Genomic DNA, 19,686 nt, shown 5'->3' with positions numbered 1-19,686 from the left:
ATGACGACGATTGGTATTGGGTTTTGGCGAAAATTGCCAGATTCAGGTGCCGTTCACTGCGCAACATCGTCCGTGATGACCTGGGCTACCAAGTCCATAAGGTCCTGACTCTTGAACGGCTTGGTGATGCAAGCCGTCGCGCCTGGAACGTGAATCGTGTCGATGCCAAGCCGACTGGTCACTGACTCGGTGCTACCGGAGGCCACAATGATGGGCAATCTCGGGTATTTGATGCGAACTTGCTCAATGAAGGCCACGCCATTCATTTTGGGCATGACCAAGTCTGTGATGATCAAAGAAATGGGCGTTTGCTCTAACCATTCCAGTGCCTCCAGACCGTCGCCAGCACCGATGACCGTGTAACCAAACATCTCCAACGTTTCTTGAACGCCTTCGCGCAACAAGACCTCATCCTCAACGAGCAAAATGGTGGTCATAAATAGGGGTTAGAGATTTGTAAATTCAGAAATTTGTCGCATTACAAGCTAAAACTGATTTTAACAACTGATGGTGAACATAAATCTATAAAAACGGCATTTATTTGGCCAAGCACCTAGAACGGCCACATACCAAGTGTTTTTACCATTTTCAGATGGCCAAAACACCCCTACGATCTCCTCCATGTCTCAAACAACCGGTCTCATTCTCTCTGGCGGTGGCGCCCGTGCAGCCTACCAAGTCGGCGTGTTGTCGGCCATTGGCCGCATGCGACGCGAAGCTGGCGCCGCTCAAGGGAACCCTTTTCCGGTAATTTCTGGCACATCGGCTGGTGCCATCAATGCCGCATTTTTGGCCAGCAATGCCGACCGATTTGACGCGGCCATGGACGAATTGGTCGATGTTTGGCGAAATTTCCAGGTCGAGCAGGTTTATCGCTCCGACGTCCTGGGCATGATCCGTTCCGGCGCACGCTGGATTTCTTTGCTCTCATTGGGTTGGCTGATCACACAAAAGCGCTTTCGTCCAAAATCACTTTTGAACAACGACCCTTTGAGTCAATTGCTGGCCGACAGGATAGACCTGCAGCGATTGCCTGACCTGTTGGAACAAGGGCATTTGCGTGCACTGGCCATCACGGCTTCCAACTACAGCACTGGGGAGCACGTCACTTTCTACGACAGCAGGCATACCGTCACGCCTTGGATTCGCAATCAGCGGCTGGCCCAGCAAGGCCCTCTGTCGCACGATCACCTGCTTGCCAGCTCGGCCATTCCTTTTATTTTTCCAGCCATGCGCCTCAAAGGGCCTCAGGGTTGTGCTTTTTTTGGCGACGGCTCCATGCGCCAAACGGCCCCGATTTCGCCTGCCATCCATTTGGGTGCCAGCAAAATATTGGTGGTGGGCGCAGGACGTATGCTGGAGCCGCCCAAAAAAGACACTGGCGAACTCAGCTACCCTTCTTTGGCCCATATTGCAGGCCATGCCTTGTCCAGCATTTTTCTGGACTCTTTGGCGGTGGACGTCGAACGCATGCAGCGCATCAACCAAACATTGGCGTTGATACCGGAGGACAAACGCGAGTCCACACACCTGCGTCCGGTGCAATTGCTCCTGATCGCACCCTCTCAACGCTTGGATGTGATCGCAGCAAGGCACGCAGAGGCATTGCCCAACACGGTCAAAAGCCTGTTGCGAACCATGGGGGCCAGCCTCAGCACGCTTCAAGGCCAAGGCAATGCCCTCGTGAGCTACCTGTTGTTTGAAGCCGTTTACACCCGCGAACTGATTGCCTTGGGCGAAGCCGATGCTCAGGCCCAGCGTGATGACATTCACCAGTTTTTTGGCTGGTAAGGTCAAAGCTAAACTCAAGAGCGTTTGAACACGGGAGAGTCGCTTTGAACCTCAACAGCATTCCAATCATCTGGGTCGACGCCATTTTGCTTTTCACGGTGTGCGAGTGGCTCTTCTTGAGCTTTAGAAGCACCCAAACAAAAAACGGCTTGAGTTTTGCCGACATCAGCGCGGGGCTTCTGCCTGGTTGGCTGTTGATGCTCGCTCTTCGATTTGCAGCGCCACCGGAATTGGGTGTCGACGTGTTTGTTTGTCTGAGCCTCGCTGGACTGGCCCATGCTTTGGATTTTTACCGCAGATACAAAAACTGCACGCTGTCGCGCAACAAGATTTGACAGGACCGTTTAGGTTTAAACCCTATTGAATGCGAAGAAGGGCGCGTCTATATTAACTCCAATCTAGGAGTTCTTATGAGCCGTCATTCCGTGTCATTTTTGCGTTGGCTTTCGATTTTTTGCTTTGCCAGTTTGCTGGCCATGACAAGCTTTGGGCAGACGCCCGATTACCCCAGCCGGCCGATCAAAATGGTCGTCACTTTTCCGCCCGGCGGTAGCTCAGACGCGATCATTCGAATATTGTCCACTCGCCTCAATGAAAAATTAGGTCAGCCTTTGGTTATTGACAACCGACCTGGCGCTGGCGGCAACATCGGTTTAAGTGTGGTGGCCAAGGCAGCGCCCGATGGTTATGTGCTGGGTGTGGGTGCAGCGGGTGGATTGACAGCCAATTCCAGCCTTTATCCCCAAATGCCATTTGAAGTGGCCAAAGATTTTGCGCCCATCACCATGTTGGCCTCCATCCCATTTGTGCTGGTTGGCCATCCTTCCGTGCCAGCCGAGAACATTCAGCAGGTCATTGCTTTGGCCAGGTCTCAACCGGGCAAAGTGTCGATTGGCCATGGGGGCAATGGCACCGCCATGCATTTGTCCACCGCCCTTTTCACACAAATGGCCGACATCAAGTTGATTGAAGTGCCCTACCGAGGTTCTGGCCCTGCGGCCATGGACACGCTGTCTGGGCAAATCCAACTCTCCATCACCGACTTGGCGGCCGCCCTGCCGCACATCAAAGCGGGCAAGCTCAAAGCCTTTGCCGTTACGAGCCCCAAACGGTTGAGCAACTTACCCGAAGTGCCCACACTGTCAGAAAGTGGCCTCACAGGCTATGACTCAACAGGCTGGTTTGGTTTGGTGGCACCGGCAGGCACATCTCCTCAAATCGTTCAGCGACTCAACGCCGAATTCACGGCGGCCTTGAACGACGAACAAATCAAATCACAAATGAGACAAAACGGCATGGAGCCCATCGCCACCAGCATTGAAGGACTGGACGCCTATATCAAAAGCGAAACGCAGAAGTGGGCCAAAGTGATCAAACAAGCGAACATCAAACTGAATTGAGCCCTGCCATGACCTCAGAATTTGACAGCGATGTATTGGTGGTGGGCGCAGGGCCCGTCGGACTCACTTTGGCCACCGACTTGGCACAAAGAGGCGTCAAAGTGTGGCTTGCCGAAATCCGTGAGTTTGGGCACCCCCCCAATGTGAAATGCAACCATGTCTCGGCCCGCAGCATGGAACACTTCAGAAGGCTGGGCGTTGCGGCAACACTGCGTGCCGCCGGACTGCCCGAGGACTTTCCGAACGATGTGGTTTTTCGGACCAGCATGACCGGCATGGAATTGACCCGAATTCCCATTCCAAGTCGAAAGGATCGCTATACCGAAAAGCAAGGTCCTGACACCGGATGGGCCACCCCAGAACCGCCCCACCGCATCAATCAAATCTACTTGGAGCCACTGCTTTTAAAGCACGCTGTGTCTCACGAAGGGGTCAGGCTGCTCAACAGAACCCAAGTCACGGACATCGTGCAAGACGAAGACGGCGTGACGGCGACCTTGCTGAATTTAGACACACAAGCAAGCCAAACGGTGCGCGTTAAATACTTGGCTGGATGCGATGGTGGCAGCTCATTTGTGCGCAAAAAAATCGGTGCCAAATTAGAAGGCACCGAGATGATTCAACGTGTCCAATCCACTTACATCCGAGCACCCGAGCTGGCCAATTTATTGCCCGGCAAACTTGCTTGGTGCTATTACTCGGTCAACACCCGTCGATGTGGCACGGTGTTCGCTATCGATGGTCGTGAGAATTGGTTGGTGCACAACCACCTGCACCCGGACGAACCCGAATTTGATTCGGTCGATCGAGATCAGTCGATTCGGCATATTTTGGGGGTCGATGCCGATTTCAAATACGACACCATCACCAAAGAAGATTGGGTGGGCAGGCGTTTGCTGTCCAACCGTTTCAGAGAAAAGCGCGTCTTTCTGGCTGGTGATGCGGCGCACCTGTGGGTGCCCTATGCCGGGTATGGCATGAATGCTGGCCTGGCGGATGCCACCAACCTGGCTTGGTTGCTGGATGCGGCCTTAAAGGGCTGGGCAGACCCGTCCATTTTGGACGCCTACGAAGCAGAACGCCACCCCATCACGGAACAAGTCTCGCATTTCGTCATGAACCATGCGCAAAAAATGATCAAGGCCAGACGCGCCGTGCCCCAAAACATTGAAGCCTTGGACTCAGCGGGCGACGATGCACGCACTTTGATTGGCACCGAAGCCTACGATTTGAACGTTCAGCAGTTTTGCTGCGAAGGCCTCAACTTTGGTTATTTTTACGAAGGCTCTCCAATCATTGCGCACGAAGCGGAGCCGGCACCCGAGTACTCGATGGGGTCATTCACGCCCTCCACCCTTCCAGGCTGCCGTGCGCCGCATTTTTGGTTGTCCAATGGAAGATCTCTTTATGACTTGCTGGGCAAAGGCTACAGCTTGCTGCGGTTAGATGCCAGCGTCGATGTTCACCATTTCCTAGATGCCGCACAAGCGCAAGAAATGCCATTGACACTCATTGATCTTGTCGATCAATCAGACATCCCTGCTGCTTACAAACACAAGTTGGTTTTATGCAGGACCGATCAACATGTTGTTTGGCGAGGGGACAGTCTTCCTGGGTCACTGTCAGAATTTTTGGCCATGCTGCGTGGGTGCGCATTGGCTGTGCACTGAGATCTTCTGAGTCAGAAGGGTGTGGCGGCATGCAAGGGCGAAATTCAAATCAACGCCATGTGCCGCCTCCTCAAAAGACAACTCAGCGGTTCATTGTTTCAATAGAGCTTGATTTTGCCAAGCATCCTAGGCCTGTCGCCCGGTTCAAAAAGGACGGCCTCCCCTTCTTCTAAGAAAATTTTGGATTCCGAAAGTCCAAAATCGTTGCTCAATACACCTTGGGTCAAAGTCACGCCGTGGCCAACGTAGACATTATTTTTCCTAGAAGGCGTTTTATTGAGAAGACCTTGGGTGGGAACCGATTTCAAAGCACTGTCTAACTCTGGGTTGAACACGCCAGGACGAACTATCAACCATTTGGTCAATGTGTATTGATCGAAAGCCAACTTGGCGGTTTCTTCGCACCGACAAAAGGTACTTGAATAAACATCTCCAATGGGAATATGGAGCTCTTTGATTCGCCGAGCGATTCGTTTACTTTGCTCCCGTCCTTCCTTACTGAGCTGTCGCGAGCCAACAGAACAGTCAAAGGGCCGATCGGTGGGCGGATTGACTTTGATGGGGTCCTGACCAGGCGTGATCGCATGCCTGATAAAAATATTCAAACCACCTTTTTGCAATTTATCAATCAAACCTTGGTCTTGCGCACCAGAAGATGTCCACATCAAAGAAAAAAGCGCAAAAAATAATAATCCTCTCATTTGCATCGGTCTATTTATTATGATTTCTATGAATCTTTTTCGATGTGGTCCTCAACGTGCATTCGACCCAATCAGCCGATTCGGACTGGCCAGCCTCAATCCGACAACAGATCGCACAGCAGACATCTGTGGATAGGCAATGTCCACCAGAAATAGATTCGCCGAAGTTAAAGCAAGCTCAAGACAGCATCACCAAAGAATGCCGATGAGCGGTAAGGCCGTCAGGAAAGCTCGGCGCTGTGGCCCTTGATGTAGGTCTCTAAAAAGCCAATTTGCTGACCCATTTGGCGAATGCTGTCCTTAACCACGTCACCAATCGAAATCACGCCAACAACACGTCCCGCCTCCACAACGGGCAGATGGCGGAAGTTACGAGAAGCCATCAAGCCTGTGCATGCCTCAATGGGATCATCCAGCTTGACCGAGATCGGGTTGACCGTCATGACCTCCTGAACCAGGACTTGCTTGGCATCAAGACCGGGCAACAGCACCTTGATGGCGCAGTCGCCCTGCGTGAGGATGCCCATCAACTTGTCGTCCTTGATCACCAAGATCGCCCGCACTCGGTTATCGCGCATGAGTTGCAAGGCATCAACCACTTTTTCATCGGGCTTGATGCTGATCACAACAACGGGTTGGGGCTTTTGCGCGAGGCATGTTTTGACGCTGGTCATATCAACTCCTGATGAGAAAATCTTTAACTACTGGTATTAATTCTACATACGACTGGAATTTGCGCAGGGTTTGCCAAACTCATTCAAAGCCCCAATATCAATCGCGGTCCTGCAAATGGCTAATGACCCAACAGGCCACTGCGATCAGCAAAATCGAGCCACTCTCATATAAAAGTATGGAGGGGTCTCCGTCCTTGCCTTGAAGAATGATCAAGCGGCTGAGTGCCGTCATGGCAATGATCAAAGGAATGGTGATTGGAATTCGATGACTGCTGTAAAACGCGCCCAGCATGCCCAAAACTTCCGCATAAATGAACATCAACAGTAAATCTTTCAGCGCAACGCTGCGCTGCTCGATCAGCACCATGACTTCTTGAACCATGGCACCGACTGTAAAAAGTGCAATGGTGACCAAAAAACACTTTTCAGTCACATCAATAATGCGCTTTATCGACATTGAACTCTCCTGCCTTATCCGATGGAACACCATATTAGGCGTATTTCAGCAAAAAGGCCAATAGAGATACTTCTCATATTGGGTGGCAAATGGCGCGATAGACATCATTTCCATCAATAATGTTGCTGTGTTTTCTCACCACAGTCCATGGGGCACATCAGCGCTCTGACATCGCTTGATGAGTAAGTGGGCTGCGAATCCAAGCTTGATGTCATTGCGCAAACAGCGAAAAAAATCCGCATAATTCAGTCACTTTGATGAGCCAGCAGACCCAACTTTCCCCTCCTTTGCCTGCTGCTGATGCAGTTCAACGCCGCCTGGTGCAGGTGCTGTTTGTGGGTGTTTTCATGGCAGCGCTCGATTCAGCCATCGTGGGGCCGGTCCTGCCCGCATTGCGTGAGGCCTTTGGCATCGACAACCGTACCGCTGGACTGCTCACAACAGTTTTTTCCCTGAGTTCGATGTGCAGCACTGCGCTGATGGCTTACTTCAGTGATCGTCATGGCCGCCGTCCGGTGTATCTGGCCAGTGTGGCGCTTTTCGCCCTAGGCTCTTTGTGCATTGCCGCTGCGCCAAGCTTTGACCTGCTGCTGGTCGGCAGGGCCATACAAGGCCTCGGCGCAGGGGGCATTGCACCGGTGGCCAGTGCCGTGATTGGTGATGTGTTCACAGCCGAACGACGCGGCCGTATTTTGGGGCTGATTGGCGCCACCCATGGCATGGCTTTTGTGCTCGGGCCGCCATTGGCCACCGTGCTCACCTCCACGCTGGGCTGGCGATGGCTGTTCCTGGTGAACCTACCCGTCGCTCTGGTCGTGCTGAGGTTGGGTGCCCGTTATTTGCCACGCCATCGCAGCGACGCGGCACCTGGGCCCATTGACCTGGCAGGTATCACCGTGACTTTGTTGTTCCTGCTGTTTTTGGTGATGGGTATTTCGCGCCTGCCTGACTCGGCTACCGGGTTGATGCTGTGGCCTTGGTTTTTGGCTGTCAGTGGCGTGCTGTTGGCCGCTTTGGTGGTCATTGAGAAACGACAAGCACAAGCGCTGATTCCCATTGACCTGTTTGCAAACCGGCAACTGGCCATTGCCTATGTGCTGACACTGGGCGTGGGTTTCTCCATGGGTGGCATTGTCTTTTTGACCACCATCGCCACATTGGCTTATGGGGTCAGCGTCGAGTACGCGGGGCTGGCACTGCTGCCTTTGGTGATTTGCTCCATGGTGGGTTCCATGGCGGCGGGGCGGCTGCTCAACCGTCTGGGTGCCCGGAACATGGTGATCTTTGGTTTCGGACTGTTGACGCTGGGCTACCTGCAAAGCGCAATGCCAGAGACCGGCTTTACAGCGTTCGTGGTGGCCTCTGTCTTGGTCGGTATTGGCTTGGGTGTGGTGGTCAGCGGCGCGCTGCGCACCATTGCGATTGATGAAGCGCCGCCAGCCCAACGCGGCACAGCCCAGGGGCTGATCAATATTTTCAATGCCGTGGGGACCCTGCTGGCTGTCACCTTCATCAGCGCCATTGCTGACTTTGAGGGCGGCGAGTTGACCGGGTTTGGCCATGCTTATCTGGCCCTGACGTTGACCATGCTCGTGATGCTGTTGATGGCATTTGGCCTTAAACGAAAATCAAGCGGGTCCGTGGTTGGGCCGGCCACTTCGGTTGGCAGACAGGAATAGCAGTATCAACACTGAATCAGTTGAACGCACTGTCCAAAGCGAGCAGACTAATCTCGTACAGCTTATGGCTTGGGTTTAGGCGCCAGCTGGACTTGGGCACCAGCAACAGGTGCCGAATTGGGTTGAGACATCGGTTGAACAACGAGGGGTTGGACCATTGCGGGAGGCTGGCTGTTTTGCGCTACGGTTGGGGGCCTGGCCTTCGCAACTGCACTGACTTGGGATGCAGAAGAGTCATCAGCGCCAGAGGGTTTGTTGGGACTTTGGGCATTGGTCATGTTGATGTGCCTCAACTCGTTGATGCGATCAATCATGGCCACAAAATTGGGCGAATCGGCATGGCCTAACCATGTGTTTCGATTGGCACTGATCAAGCCAATTTGGAATGGTGAACAATTGGGGCCAAATTTTTGCAACCAGCCTTTGGCCCTCAGGCCCCTTTCGTGAACGTCATGAGTTTCTAGGGCAATGGCCTTCAAATCGGCAACGATGCAACTTGTATCCACTGTTATAGATGGGGACCCATTGGATTTAGGATTGTTTTGAGCTTGCACGCCAGAAGACAAAGCGAGGAATAAAAGCCCAAAACAAGTTCCGCTGACTGCATTCATGTGACAAGCCTTTGGTTGATCTAATCTGATTATCAACAAATTCTGGAACTTTTAAAATTAAATGAAAATCTCTTGCAGGGATAACATTCTTTGATGTTTCGAATAAAAATCTTCCTTTTACTGGCTCTGGCAGTGGCAAACGTAGTGGCCCAAGCACAGGACTTGATCCGTATCCCGGCAGGCCCCTTCACGATGGGAAGCAACACTGGTCCTGATGACGAGCGCCCAGAACACACAGTGGTGCTTGCGGCCTTTGAGATTGATCGACTGCAGGTCACGAATGCCGAGTTTGCGATTTTTCTCGAGCACCACGGCACAACAGATAGGAACGGGCGCCGCTATTTCGACTGGGACGATAACGATGCACGCATACATCGCCTACAGGGTGTTTGGCGTGCAGACAAAGGTTTTGAAAACCATCCTGTCGTTGAAGCCAGTTGGGCAGGTGCGCTGGCCTATTGCAAGTCTCTTGGTAAGCGACTACCGACAGAGGCCGAATGGGAAAAGGCCGCGCGCGGCACCGATGCCCGCCTCTACCCATGGGGAGATGCCATGCCTACGGCAGCGCTTGCGCGCTTCGCAAGCGGCTGGAACGACACCGTGGCGGTGACCGCACACGCGGCTCAACCAAGCCCCTACGGCTTGGTTGGCATGTCAGGGAATGCCTGGCATTGGGTTTCGAGCGCGTACCGCCCTTACCCTTACCGTGACGATGATGGGCGCGAGGACATCGCACCGGGACCCGTGCGTGCAACTCGTGGGGGAGGTCACGATTCGAGCGCGGAAGCGTTACGCACGACAGAGCGCGGACGTACGCTATCACGCGCCCCTGCTGCGGGGCACCACAACATTGGGTTCAGATGCGCAAGGTAATAGGCGCCCCCCGAATCTCGGATAGCGTCTGCAACACGGCACATCATCCATTCGGCAATTCGGCAATTCGGTAACAGCAATGCAGCCTAATTGGAAATCGCGCGTCTCTGGGAAACGGAAGGAAAATGGATGCTTAAGATACATTGGTGACATCCAATCACCTCATAATAAATTTCGTGCTGGCAATTTAATTAAAAAATTTTATTTAAATTTTACTAATGAACTTTAATATATTCAAAAGCACGATCAGATTTTGAACGTTTGTTAAGTGCACTGGAGTTTGCAACTAGAATCGGATTAAATATTTCTAGCATCTGTTTTCCCAAAGGGGCACCAGCATGGATCTCAATCAGGCGATTGGTTTACGCAACCAGCTCAGAAATCACAAGGTCATCATGGCCTACAACGGCGCCATATCTGATGATCTGATGTTGACATTGGCCGATTTGCTCAAAAGTCGCATGTTGGCCCAAGATGATCCCAAACGCTCCAAAACGATTTTTTCGGTGTTTATGGAGGGTGTGCAAAATTTGATTTGGCATGGTGGGGACGATTCAGACACATCGGGCATGATTTTGATTACCCAAAACGAGGGTCAAGTCACCATCATGTGCGGTAACCGGATCGCGCAAAAAGACACCCTTGAATTGAGAGAGCGACTCAGCCAAATCGTCAACGCCGACAAAGAAACGATTCGCCAACTTTATCGAGAAGGCATGTCCAACTCAAGCGAGCATGAAGGGCCTGGTGCCGGTTTGGGTCTACTGGAAATTGCCAGACGATCCAGCCAACCGATCAGTTACGCATTTGTAGACGTCGACCAAGACACCGTTGACTTCATTTTGGCCGCGACCATTTAAGGAAAAAAATGTTGCTGAACATTGCCGCAACCGACCGCACCCCAGAGATTGTCTTGACTTTGCAACCTGCCAAGTTGCACATCAAAGGTGAATCCTACCCTGAGGACGTCTCAGCCTTTTATGGTCAAGTCATCCAGGCTGTCAATTTTTTGGTCGAATCTCCAGCAGGTGAATTGGACGTTGAAATCCAACTCATCTACATCAACAGTTCCAGCATCAAAGCGATATTCAGAATCTTTGAAGGCTTCGATGAATATCGAAAAAAGGGGCAGAATGTTTCCATTCAGTGGTTGGCCGATGCGGACGATGACATCATGCAAGAACTGGGTGAGGATTTCATCGACCGCTTTCCCAATTTAACCATCAAGACGCTGTCCACTTGAATAAAGATTCTTTTGATTTATACGACCGAGAAAAGGCTCTGATTTCAGAGGGATCAACCCTGCTTGAGTCCCAGGACTTGGCAACACTCAAACCTTTCGCCCAAAGGCTGTTTGAGGGTTTTGTGAGCTTGTTCAACGAAAATCAAAATTTGCTGAGGCATTCTGACCGGCAAGAGCAGCGGCTGGTGAAATTGAACCAGAATTTGAAGGCCCAAACACAAGAGCTGGAACTCAAAAGGCAGACACAAGAATTGCTCTCTCAGCAATTGGCCAAGTATTTACCCCCTCAAATCATGTCGGCTTTGTTGTCGGGCACCTATCAATCCAAGGTGGCGACACAAAGAAAAAAACTCACGGTTTTTTTCAGTGATATTCGCGACTTCACGGCCACGTCAGATCTGCTCCAACCCGAAGCCTTGACCGAGTATTTGAACGAGTACTTCTCGGAAATGACCGAGATTGCGATGGCCCACGGCGCCACCATTGATAAATACATTGGCGATGCGATGATGGTCTTTTTTGGCGACCCCGAAAGCAAAGGCCACCAAGAAGACGCGCAAGCCTGTGTTTTGATGGCCATGGCCATGCAAGCTCGAATGAAAGAACTGGCTGTCAGATGGAAAAACAAGGGTTTTGAAAATCCCTTTGTGATTCGGATTGGCATCAACACGGGTTACTGCAATGTCGGTAACTTTGGCAGCGACCAACGCCTCAGCTACACCATCATCGGCGGCGAGGTTAATTTGACCCAACGCTTGGAGTCCCATTCAGATCCAGGCGGCATTTTGATGAGCTATGAGACGTATTGCTACGTCCAAGATTTGGTGGAAGTTGAAGAGCGCCAGCCCGTCAAAATGAAGGGCATTGCCCGTGATGTGAAGACCTTCGCGGTCTTGGGGCCCAAGCAAGTGCAGGCGCCTAAATCCGTGGCCTTGAACCATCAAGCTGGCGTCAACATTGATCTTGATGTGTCCACATTGACACCATCTGAACGCAAGCAGTTGGCAGAACAACTGCACGCTGTGGCCAACCAAATTTCGTGAGAAGTCCATCCCCCCTCTAGGAAGAAAGCCATGATCAATTTAGCGGACTCTCCCATCATCGTTTCTGGGGCCTTCTTTGCGGCAGCGGTTGAAACTCTGAAAGAGTTCAACCACCTGGGTCAGTCGGTTTTGGCCAAACACAACATCGACTCGATAGATCGAACGCTTTTTTACCCCAATCAGCTGCGAGTCGATTTGTTCCAAGCCGTTCACGAGAGGTTTGGCGATGCTGGATTGACGTGGGTTGGATTGGAATCGCCCAAACAGTTTTATTCGCTCGAAGAGTTGGCCCGCACGCCATTGCGGCTTCGACTCAACGAGCCCGAGTTCAAGTTCGATGAGCGGCTTCATTCCAACCCTGTTGAGCTGGACCGCTATTTTCAAGAATTACTGAATGCGTATTGTGAGGAAGTGACCAAGATTTTGGTGGCTTCAACTTTGCAAGCCGATTACCCTGTCGGGCAGTTTTTACGCCGACATCCATCGGGTTTGCCCCTCCATTACCTCATTCAACTCAATGCCAAATTGCCCAAGACCTATTCGCTCTGGTCGCGCGGCACCGTTCAGTACAACTTGCGTTTGAATTTACCTGAAGGTTGGGATTTTCAATTAACGCTCAACAAAGAACTGACGCACGAGTTGGTTTCTCATTCGGAATATTTCTTTGACTTGGTGATCATGCCAATGGCCGCTGATCAAAATCGGGCATTCTGCACATTGAAGGACCGTCTGGAATGCCGTGAAGCCCTTTTGAAAGCCGCTTTGGACCAAACTTTCAAACAAGAGCAGGCTCTCAAACGAGTCCATGACAAAACCATGGAATCCATTCGTTATGCCGCTGCCGTTCAGCTCAATCAATTGCCCAAAGTGAGCCCAAAGCACGGATTCAAAGACTTTGCCGTTCTTTGGGAGCCCAAGGACACCATTGGGGGCGACACATGGTGGTTGTCTGCAGAAGATTCGCCAGGACCTGTGACACTGGCCGTGATTGATTGCACTGGACACGGTGTGCCAGGGGCCATGACCGCCATGTTGGTGAGCAACACCTTGACCCGATTGTTTGCAGAAGATCCGTTTTGCACTTTGGAGGCTGCAGCCTCTGGCATAGGTCAGGCCTTGGCTCAGTCCTTTGGCAGTTTTGACAAAAACAGCGACGTGGCCAACGGCTGCGATTTGGTTTTGATCCAGCAGGTGCCTCAAACACATCAATTGCGACTGGGACTGGCAGGTATCGATGTCATGCACTACCGAAATGCCCAAAAGAAACTCGATTGGATTGAGTCGCCCCGAAATGGCATTTCAGCCAAGCCCAGCGCAGACCTTCCAATGGCGATTCGTCACATCGATTATTCAGTTGGAGACCGCTTGCTCATCACCACCGATGGTCTGACCGATCAAGTGGGGGGCGGCGAAAGATTGCGCTCATTTGGTTATGGTCGAACCAATGCCATTTTTGAATCGACCCAAGAGAAATCGGTCAATGAGGTTTTGGAAAGTCTGATGGTTGCCATGGATGATTGGCGTGGCACTCACGAACGCCGAGACGACGTGACGCTGGTTTGCATTGACCTTTGAGTGGCTTTCGCCAAAAGAGAAAAGCGATTTCCCACAAAGTTTGATAATTTTTTGAAAATCAATGACCGGTATTTTTACTCTTCGAAAAAATACCGATGGGATAAGTGCTGACCTCAGATCAGTTCCGCACCAAAGGTCCTTCAACAAAATAGGTCATGATCTGCCCTAAACCTTTGCATTCAATCAACTCCCGTTCTTGAATTTCAAATCGATTTTTGACCTGCTGATAAGTACTTGGTGATATTTGAATTTTTCCAGGAACTGAAGTGGACTCCATTCGGCTAGCCGTATTGACTGTGTTTCCCCAAAGGTCATAAGAGAACTTGCTGTGACCAATCACACCTGCAACCACGGGTCCTGAATTGATACCAATTCGCATGCCGAGGTTCATCTGATGCAGTTTGTTAAATTCAGCCAAATCTTCAAACATACCCAAGGCCATGTCGATCACCTTCACAGCCTCCTCTGGGCTGTCAATCTCCAAACCGCCCGCCACCATATAGGCATCGCCAATTGTCTTAATCTTCTCCAGCCCCAAAGCCAAAGAACGTTGATCGAACTTGGAAAATAAGTCATTCAACAAATAAACCAGTTCTTCCGCCGTTTTGGTGAATGACATGGCGGTGAAACCCACGATATCGCTGAAGAGGATGGTGGCATTTGGACAACTGTCTGAAATGGTTTTTTCCCCAGACTCTAATCGGGCAGCTATTTTTCGTGGCAACACATTAAGCATGAGCTCTTCAATTTTTTTCACCTTGTCTTTGACCAATTTTTCTTGGTCAAAGGCGAAATTGAGTGCGTTTTTATAAAGTTGCTTTTGAACACTTTCCAAGTGCATCAACCACAAATTGGCATGTGTCGTATTGTGCGCCATGGGTTTAAAAATCAAACGAAAGCTGCACTGATGATGAGGTCCGATACTTTTTGAAAATTCAGGTGCGTGTTCAAAAATAAAATCAACACTTTCAGGAAATATCATTCTGAAGCAGTACAGGCAGTTCGCCCTGAGGGCGGCTTCAAAATTCAATGGCGACAAAGAAATGTTGGTTAAGATAAACCGCGCAATTTCACCACCCTCTGCTGGCTCTTCCATGTGAGACCACACCGAAATAGCATCTTTGCCTCTCAAGCCTCGCTGAGCATCCAACGAGAGTTCTTGATTGTGCAAGACCACCATCTTTTCTAAGGCCAGACGAGTTCTTGGCAAGTCTTGTAAGTCGATCAGTTCCTTGAGTTCTTCACAATACGGTTGTACGACTTTTAGATAAGTGGACGGCGTACCCTTATTCACAAAAACTTGTGAAACATGCTCTGGTATTTTCGCCCCAAGCATGAACAGCCCAGGCCAACCCAGACGGTCATAGATTTCTTGAAAAAAATTCAATCTGTATTGATAGGGATAAAACAAGATTGGATTGAATGATTCAACGCCTAGTTCGTGCAAAAAAGATTTGCCTAGCCGAGCAATTTCAGACAAGGTTTCAATGGCAATGTTCAATGAAAATCCCAAGACTTCAGGCGTTGAATCCTGCCCCATGCTTGGCACAACATCCGTTGATTTCATAAGCATCTTCATATCTCAAGATGTATGTTGTTAATGCCGCTGACGATTTGGTCAGGAGCGCCGATTTCAGTTTACAAGCGAATGGCCAACGAAGGGTCTGATCACACCTCGACCGGTTCTACCCACACAAACTGGTCAATTCTCGGTCGGCGGGAATAGGCTAATTAACCGGAGTGAATAATTCGAATTCTTCAGGCAAGCCTTTCAACGCAAAGTTGCCTAAAGATTTGAATTCAATGTCGCTCCCTCCCGTCAAATCTTTCAAGGTTTTGGTCAGAACTGTTTGTCCCGATTTGGCTTTGTCCATGACTCGAGCAGCGATGTTGACTGCGATGCCCGTGATGTCCTCCCCTCGGTTGACGACTTCGCCAACATGAAGCCCAGCGCGGATCGGGAGGTCAATTTCCTGTAACGCAGAAATCAAGGCTTGCGCGCATTGCAATGCTTTCACCGGGCCATCAAACACGGCAAGAATCCCGTCCCCTGTGTTTTTGACAATGCGACCACGGAACTCTGCTACTTTTTGTTGGGCTATCAAATCATGCGCATCCAACATTTTTCGCCAAGCATGGTCCCCCATGCTCAGGAGTTTATCGGTGGACTGAACAATGTCGGTGAACAAGGCGGTGGAGAGTCGTTTTTCTTTGTAAGGTTTTGATTCTCCGACTTGCGTTGAATTCACAAATTGAACCATCGCGTTGACCAAATTGTGGGTGTCATCCAAATTGGGAAGGTGGGACTTGGTCGGGAACTCAAGGTAAGTGCAGTTTGGAATTCTTTCCGCCATGAAGCGACTGCCCTTGAAATTGACAGCCGAGTCGCCTCTGCGGTGCATGATGAGTGTTGGCTGCGTCACATTCGCGAGGATCGGCCTGGCATCGATCAATCGGTTGGCGTCCAATATTTTTTTGAACGCACTTGGCGAGCAAGACATTCTTTCGGTACGCGCTATTCGATCAATTTCCTCTTGAGGAACTTCGTCTTTGGGGCCGAGCATGAACGCAAAGGCGCCTTTACCAAATCGAGGGATTAACCTTTCGGACATGGCCTCGTAAGTCACAGAGTAAGGGTAATCTTCCGCCCCATAAAAGCGGGCCATGGAGCCGAAAAGCATCAGCCTGTCTACCTTATCTGGGTAGGTGGCCGCAAAAAACAAACACAAGGGCCCCCCTTCTGAAAGGCCTAACAAGGTGGCGGATTTTGAATTGGCTGCCTGCATCACGGCATTCACATCGTCAATTCTGTCTTCAAGCGTTGCACTGCTTTCGATTCGATCAGACATGCCTTGACCGCGCTTGTCCAAGATGATGACCCTGAAGTGTTGACCCAACTGCGTCAACCAATTGGCCATAGTGGCATCTTCCCAATAGAGTTCCAAATGAGAAATGATCCCCGGTACGTAAACCAAATCTTGAGAACCGTATCCAAAAACCTGAAAAGCGATGCTCACTTCTCCAGACTGGGCATATTGGATTTCTGGAGTCTTGATAGCAGCCATTCAGTTGTCTCCATCGAATTAACAGGATCTAGATCGTATTCTCCATGGCCAATACAAACTTTCTATAGGTATTAGCTCGCAATGGTGGCTTATGAATCGCCCCGGATTATGAAGAAGCTCCACCCAACTCATCTTCATACGGAGGCCAATGATCACGTTGGATTGAGTCGCGCAGTTGTTTGTCCGCTTACACCCCGCGACACGACCCAGTGAGATGAACGTGGGTTAACTGCAGAGCAAACGCCGTCCATGGCCGTCGGCGTGATTTGTGGGTGCCTTAGACAAATTTAGCCGTGGACCACGCACTATGCGGTGAGGTGACCATGCAGAGTGGGCTGAGGGTGGCCGGTCGGCCAGTTTGCCTATTCAAAACAAGCTGCTTAAAAGTCGTATGGAGCTTCAGCGAACGAGGCCGCGAGAAAAATCCATGATCAACCGCGAAGCCAGATAGAGTCTGGGTTCAATCGAGTCGATCAAGATGTATTCATCGTCATTGGAGTGAGCTCCAAAACTAAGAAGGCCAAAACGTTCTAGCACCGGATTTTTGGTTTCCAGTGCGGCAAAGGCTGCATCTGTGCCGCCGCCGGCAACGCTATCGAGCACTTTGACAGTTCGCCCGATTTCGCTGTAAATTTTTTGCGCATGCTTACCCACCACAACTTGTGCCGGATTGAACTCAAGCGGGGGCCTGCGTTGCTCAAAGGTCATGGCCACTTGGGTGCCAGGAATGAGTTGATTCTGGATCGTCTGATTGATACGCGACTCTAGGCCCGCGTAGTCTGCAATGCGTTCCACGCGAACATCGGCGGCGGCTTGCGCCTGGGCCGGTATAACGTTGCGGTTGGTACCGCCGGAGACCATGGTCCAGTTCATTTTGACGCCCTTACTGGGGTCAGAAAAATTACGAGTTTGTAAGATTTGATGCGACAACTCGTAAATGGCGTTCAGGCCCCGTTCTGGTGCGCTGCCCGCATGAGAGGCTTTTCCTGTAACTTTCAGGTTGACAGCGGCAATACCTGCGGTGGCCAGCGAGAGTTGGTCTGAATTGACCGGGGAGCCTTCGTGGGACATGGTTAAGTCGTGCTCAGCCCCAAGCTTTGTGAGCATGTGTCGAGAGCCGGGTGAACTGATTTCTTCATCGCCGTTGATCAACACCGTCAATTGTCCGTACTCCTTGAATTGCAGAGCCTGCAGTGTGGCCAGTGTGTGCAAGATCACCGCAATGCCAGCCTTGTCATCACCGATTCCCAGGCCATAGGCTTTGTTGCCCTCAATTCGAAATGGCTGCTTGGCGCTCATACCCTTGAGGTACACGGTGTCCATGTGCGCTATCAGCAAAATCTTTTTTGTGCCGGTTCCGGTGAACGTGGCTTTGACCATCCGGCCGATCTGGCCAGGGGTGTCATGCATGCGGTAGGCATTGGTAGGCGCTTCAATGAATTCAACCTGACCACCTAAAGCACGGAGTCGGTCGTGAATCAATTGAGAAATTTTGTCTAAACCTTCGCGGTCGCCGCTGCCCGATTCAATAGACACCAAATCGCGCAGCGTATCCAGCAGTGGTTGCTTATGGCTTTGCACTTGCCGCAAGACGATCGCATCGGGCGCGGCCCAAGTGGGGGTGCTCAGAGTCATCGCGCTAACCAATACGAAATGCAAAAGAGCAAAAGTTCGAGTGGATTGAAACTTGAAGTTCATGTCAAATAGGCCGCGGTGGATTCAGAGGACATCAGTTTGTAACATTTAACGACGGGTGTAAATGGAATTTTTTTGTTAGATGTGCACCATGTGTATGAAGTTTGGGGAAATGCCAAGTAGCAGGGCTAACTTCAAAACAAACGTAGCGTTTTTTTCAAGCTGAGCACAGCGCTATCTGCGTCTGCGCAGAGGCAAATATCAATGCTGCACATACACCATGCTGGCGTCACTGACAACAGATTGAAATGGGGTTGTTTGACTGTTCCGAAATCCATGAAAAGACATCGAAAAATCTATGAGAAGCAGTAAACCTGGACCATACTACTTTGAACCAAAGAAAAAGCACCTAGACTTTCATCTAAGTGCTTGATTTCATTGGGAATTTTTTGGTGGGCGATGCAAGTTTCGAACTTGCGACCCCTGCAGTGTGAAAACGCCAACATTTCACCTTTTTCCTGTTTAAAAACAACAACTTAGCCGTTTTCAACAGGGTCAAAGTAGTATACTTGTAGTATACTCATGTAATTATAAAGTGATATTAAAATTTCACTTCTGTGACGCCAGCTGTAAACCAGTGTCATTTCTTTTTACGGTGCTAGTTTTTTAAGCACCTGCAGAACATCCATTGTGGCCCAGCGATGGCTCCATGTATATGGAGTTATCGCTCGAAAAGGCTCGATGTATATAGATTTTTACGCAGCAAACCGGCAAAGTGTATGTAGTTTTGTTTCGCGCTGAACAATGTATATAAAGTTTTGATGGGGACCATTGAGCGCCCTCTTCCACTGAGTCTGACGTCAAAGAATAGCGTCTAGTTTCTGCTCACCTGATAGCAAGCATCATTTATTTTTACGCTGCAAATTTTTCAAGTCACAACCTTTTATCTGACCAGCTTCATAGCCATCGCTAAAGTATATGAAGTTATGAAGTTGAACCTCGCACGATCCTCGACTTTGCAAACGATCAAAGACGAACGACCCTTTTGTTCAAATCGGCCAGAAACGCATGAATTCGGATTTTAGAATGACTGCAATGCAGCGGGAGCAGTCATCTGACCAAGTGGGCTCGTTGTCTGCTAACGGCCGAGGCTGTGTGGAAACGCATCTGCGCAGGCATTTTCTTAGCCCACAGAGGTGCTGGCGGCATTCGCGCAGAATTTGATCAATTTCGAGGCGCATGAGAGGGCATACGCCCTCTCAGAAACCC

17 protein-coding genes are annotated in these 19,686 nt (G+C 50.5%); 10 read left to right on the top strand and 7 right to left on the bottom strand.

The window, feature by feature from the left end; genetic code table 11:
* Positions 1 to 53 precede the first annotated feature (53 nt).
* Positions 54 to 437: a response regulator gene (locus tag B9Z40_RS16435; RefSeq protein ID WP_100174444.1), complete on the bottom strand. Its 384-nt coding sequence runs from the start codon at positions 435 to 437 to the stop codon at positions 54 to 56.
* A gap of 184 nt (positions 438 to 621) precedes the next feature.
* On the opposite strand from B9Z40_RS16435, the gene B9Z40_RS16430 reads away from it, so the two are divergent.
* From B9Z40_RS16430 to B9Z40_RS16415, 4 genes are all read left to right on the top strand, one after another.
* Positions 622 to 1,791 (top strand): patatin-like phospholipase family protein, encoded by a 1,170-nt coding sequence (locus tag B9Z40_RS16430; RefSeq protein ID WP_100174443.1) that lies wholly within the window; start codon positions 622 to 624, stop codon positions 1,789 to 1,791.
* A gap of 44 nt (positions 1,792 to 1,835) precedes the next feature.
* Positions 1,836 to 2,126, top strand: a complete 291-nt coding sequence (locus B9Z40_RS16425) for a hypothetical protein (RefSeq protein WP_100174442.1) — start codon at positions 1,836 to 1,838, stop codon at positions 2,124 to 2,126.
* A 75-nt stretch (positions 2,127 to 2,201) separates the two neighbouring features.
* Positions 2,202 to 3,191, top strand: coding sequence for a tripartite tricarboxylate transporter substrate binding protein (locus tag B9Z40_RS16420; protein WP_100174441.1), 990 nt, complete (start codon positions 2,202 to 2,204; stop codon positions 3,189 to 3,191).
* A gap of 8 nt (positions 3,192 to 3,199) precedes the next feature.
* Positions 3,200 to 4,861: an FAD-dependent oxidoreductase gene (locus B9Z40_RS16415; protein ID WP_100174440.1), complete on the top strand. Its 1,662-nt coding sequence runs from the start codon at positions 3,200 to 3,202 to the stop codon at positions 4,859 to 4,861.
* 98 nt (positions 4,862 to 4,959) lie between these two features.
* On the opposite strand, the gene B9Z40_RS16410 is transcribed toward B9Z40_RS16415, so the two are convergent.
* From B9Z40_RS16410 to B9Z40_RS16400, 3 genes are all read right to left on the bottom strand, one after another.
* Complete coding sequence (locus tag B9Z40_RS16410; RefSeq protein ID WP_100174439.1) at positions 4,960 to 5,568, bottom strand: histidine phosphatase family protein; 609 nt, start codon at positions 5,566 to 5,568, stop codon at positions 4,960 to 4,962.
* A 215-nt stretch (positions 5,569 to 5,783) separates the two neighbouring features.
* The gene (locus tag B9Z40_RS16405) at positions 5,784 to 6,236 is read right to left on the bottom strand and encodes a CBS domain-containing protein (protein WP_100174438.1); all 453 of its coding nucleotides are present in this window, start codon (positions 6,234 to 6,236) and stop codon (positions 5,784 to 5,786) included.
* A gap of 97 nt (positions 6,237 to 6,333) precedes the next feature.
* Complete coding sequence (locus tag B9Z40_RS16400; RefSeq protein WP_100174437.1) at positions 6,334 to 6,693, bottom strand: phosphate-starvation-inducible protein PsiE; 360 nt, start codon at positions 6,691 to 6,693, stop codon at positions 6,334 to 6,336.
* A gap of 257 nt (positions 6,694 to 6,950) precedes the next feature.
* Between B9Z40_RS16400 and B9Z40_RS16395 the strand changes: the two genes are divergently transcribed.
* From B9Z40_RS16395 to B9Z40_RS16365, 6 genes are all read left to right on the top strand, one after another.
* Positions 6,951 to 8,372, top strand: coding sequence for an MFS transporter (locus B9Z40_RS16395; RefSeq protein WP_100174436.1), 1,422 nt, complete (start codon positions 6,951 to 6,953; stop codon positions 8,370 to 8,372).
* Between the two features lie 704 nt (positions 8,373 to 9,076).
* The gene (locus B9Z40_RS16385; protein ID WP_100174434.1) at positions 9,077 to 9,856 is read left to right on the top strand and encodes an SUMF1/EgtB/PvdO family nonheme iron enzyme; all 780 of its coding nucleotides are present in this window, start codon (positions 9,077 to 9,079) and stop codon (positions 9,854 to 9,856) included.
* Positions 9,857 to 10,194: 338 nt separating this feature from the next.
* On the top strand, positions 10,195 to 10,716 hold the full coding sequence (locus B9Z40_RS16380; protein WP_100174433.1) for a SiaB family protein kinase: 522 nt from the start codon (positions 10,195 to 10,197) through the stop codon (positions 10,714 to 10,716).
* A gap of 11 nt (positions 10,717 to 10,727) precedes the next feature.
* On the top strand, positions 10,728 to 11,099 hold the full coding sequence (locus tag B9Z40_RS16375) for a DUF1987 domain-containing protein (RefSeq protein ID WP_158238114.1): 372 nt from the start codon (positions 10,728 to 10,730) through the stop codon (positions 11,097 to 11,099).
* 185 nt (positions 11,100 to 11,284) lie between these two features.
* A complete protein-coding gene (locus B9Z40_RS16370) occupies positions 11,285 to 12,142 on the top strand; it encodes an adenylate/guanylate cyclase domain-containing protein (RefSeq protein ID WP_143474001.1) in 858 nt (285 codons plus the stop codon).
* Positions 12,143 to 12,172: 30 nt separating this feature from the next.
* Positions 12,173 to 13,717: a PP2C family protein-serine/threonine phosphatase gene (locus tag B9Z40_RS16365; protein ID WP_100174430.1), complete on the top strand. Its 1,545-nt coding sequence runs from the start codon at positions 12,173 to 12,175 to the stop codon at positions 13,715 to 13,717.
* Between the two features lie 118 nt (positions 13,718 to 13,835).
* On the opposite strand, the gene B9Z40_RS16360 is transcribed toward B9Z40_RS16365, so the two are convergent.
* From B9Z40_RS16360 to B9Z40_RS16350, 3 genes are all read right to left on the bottom strand, one after another.
* Positions 13,836 to 15,284 carry an adenylate/guanylate cyclase domain-containing protein gene (locus B9Z40_RS16360; RefSeq protein WP_158238113.1) on the bottom strand — a complete coding sequence of 483 codons (1,449 nt, stop codon included), beginning with the start codon at positions 15,282 to 15,284 and terminating at the stop codon, positions 13,836 to 13,838.
* 160 nt (positions 15,285 to 15,444) lie between these two features.
* A complete protein-coding gene (locus tag B9Z40_RS16355) occupies positions 15,445 to 16,782 on the bottom strand; it encodes an adenylate/guanylate cyclase domain-containing protein (protein ID WP_100174428.1) in 1,338 nt (445 codons plus the stop codon).
* A gap of 399 nt (positions 16,783 to 17,181) precedes the next feature.
* The gene (locus B9Z40_RS16350) at positions 17,182 to 18,480 is read right to left on the bottom strand and encodes a M20/M25/M40 family metallo-hydrolase (protein ID WP_100174427.1); all 1,299 of its coding nucleotides are present in this window, start codon (positions 18,478 to 18,480) and stop codon (positions 17,182 to 17,184) included.
* Positions 18,481 to 19,686: the final 1,206 nt, after the last annotated feature.

This window comes from Limnohabitans sp. 15K (assembly GCF_002778285.1).
GTDB lineage: Bacteria > Pseudomonadota > Gammaproteobacteria > Burkholderiales > Burkholderiaceae_C > Limnohabitans_A.
Note: the sequence above shows the minus strand (reverse complement) of the source record. Positions and strands in the feature narration are given on the sequence as shown.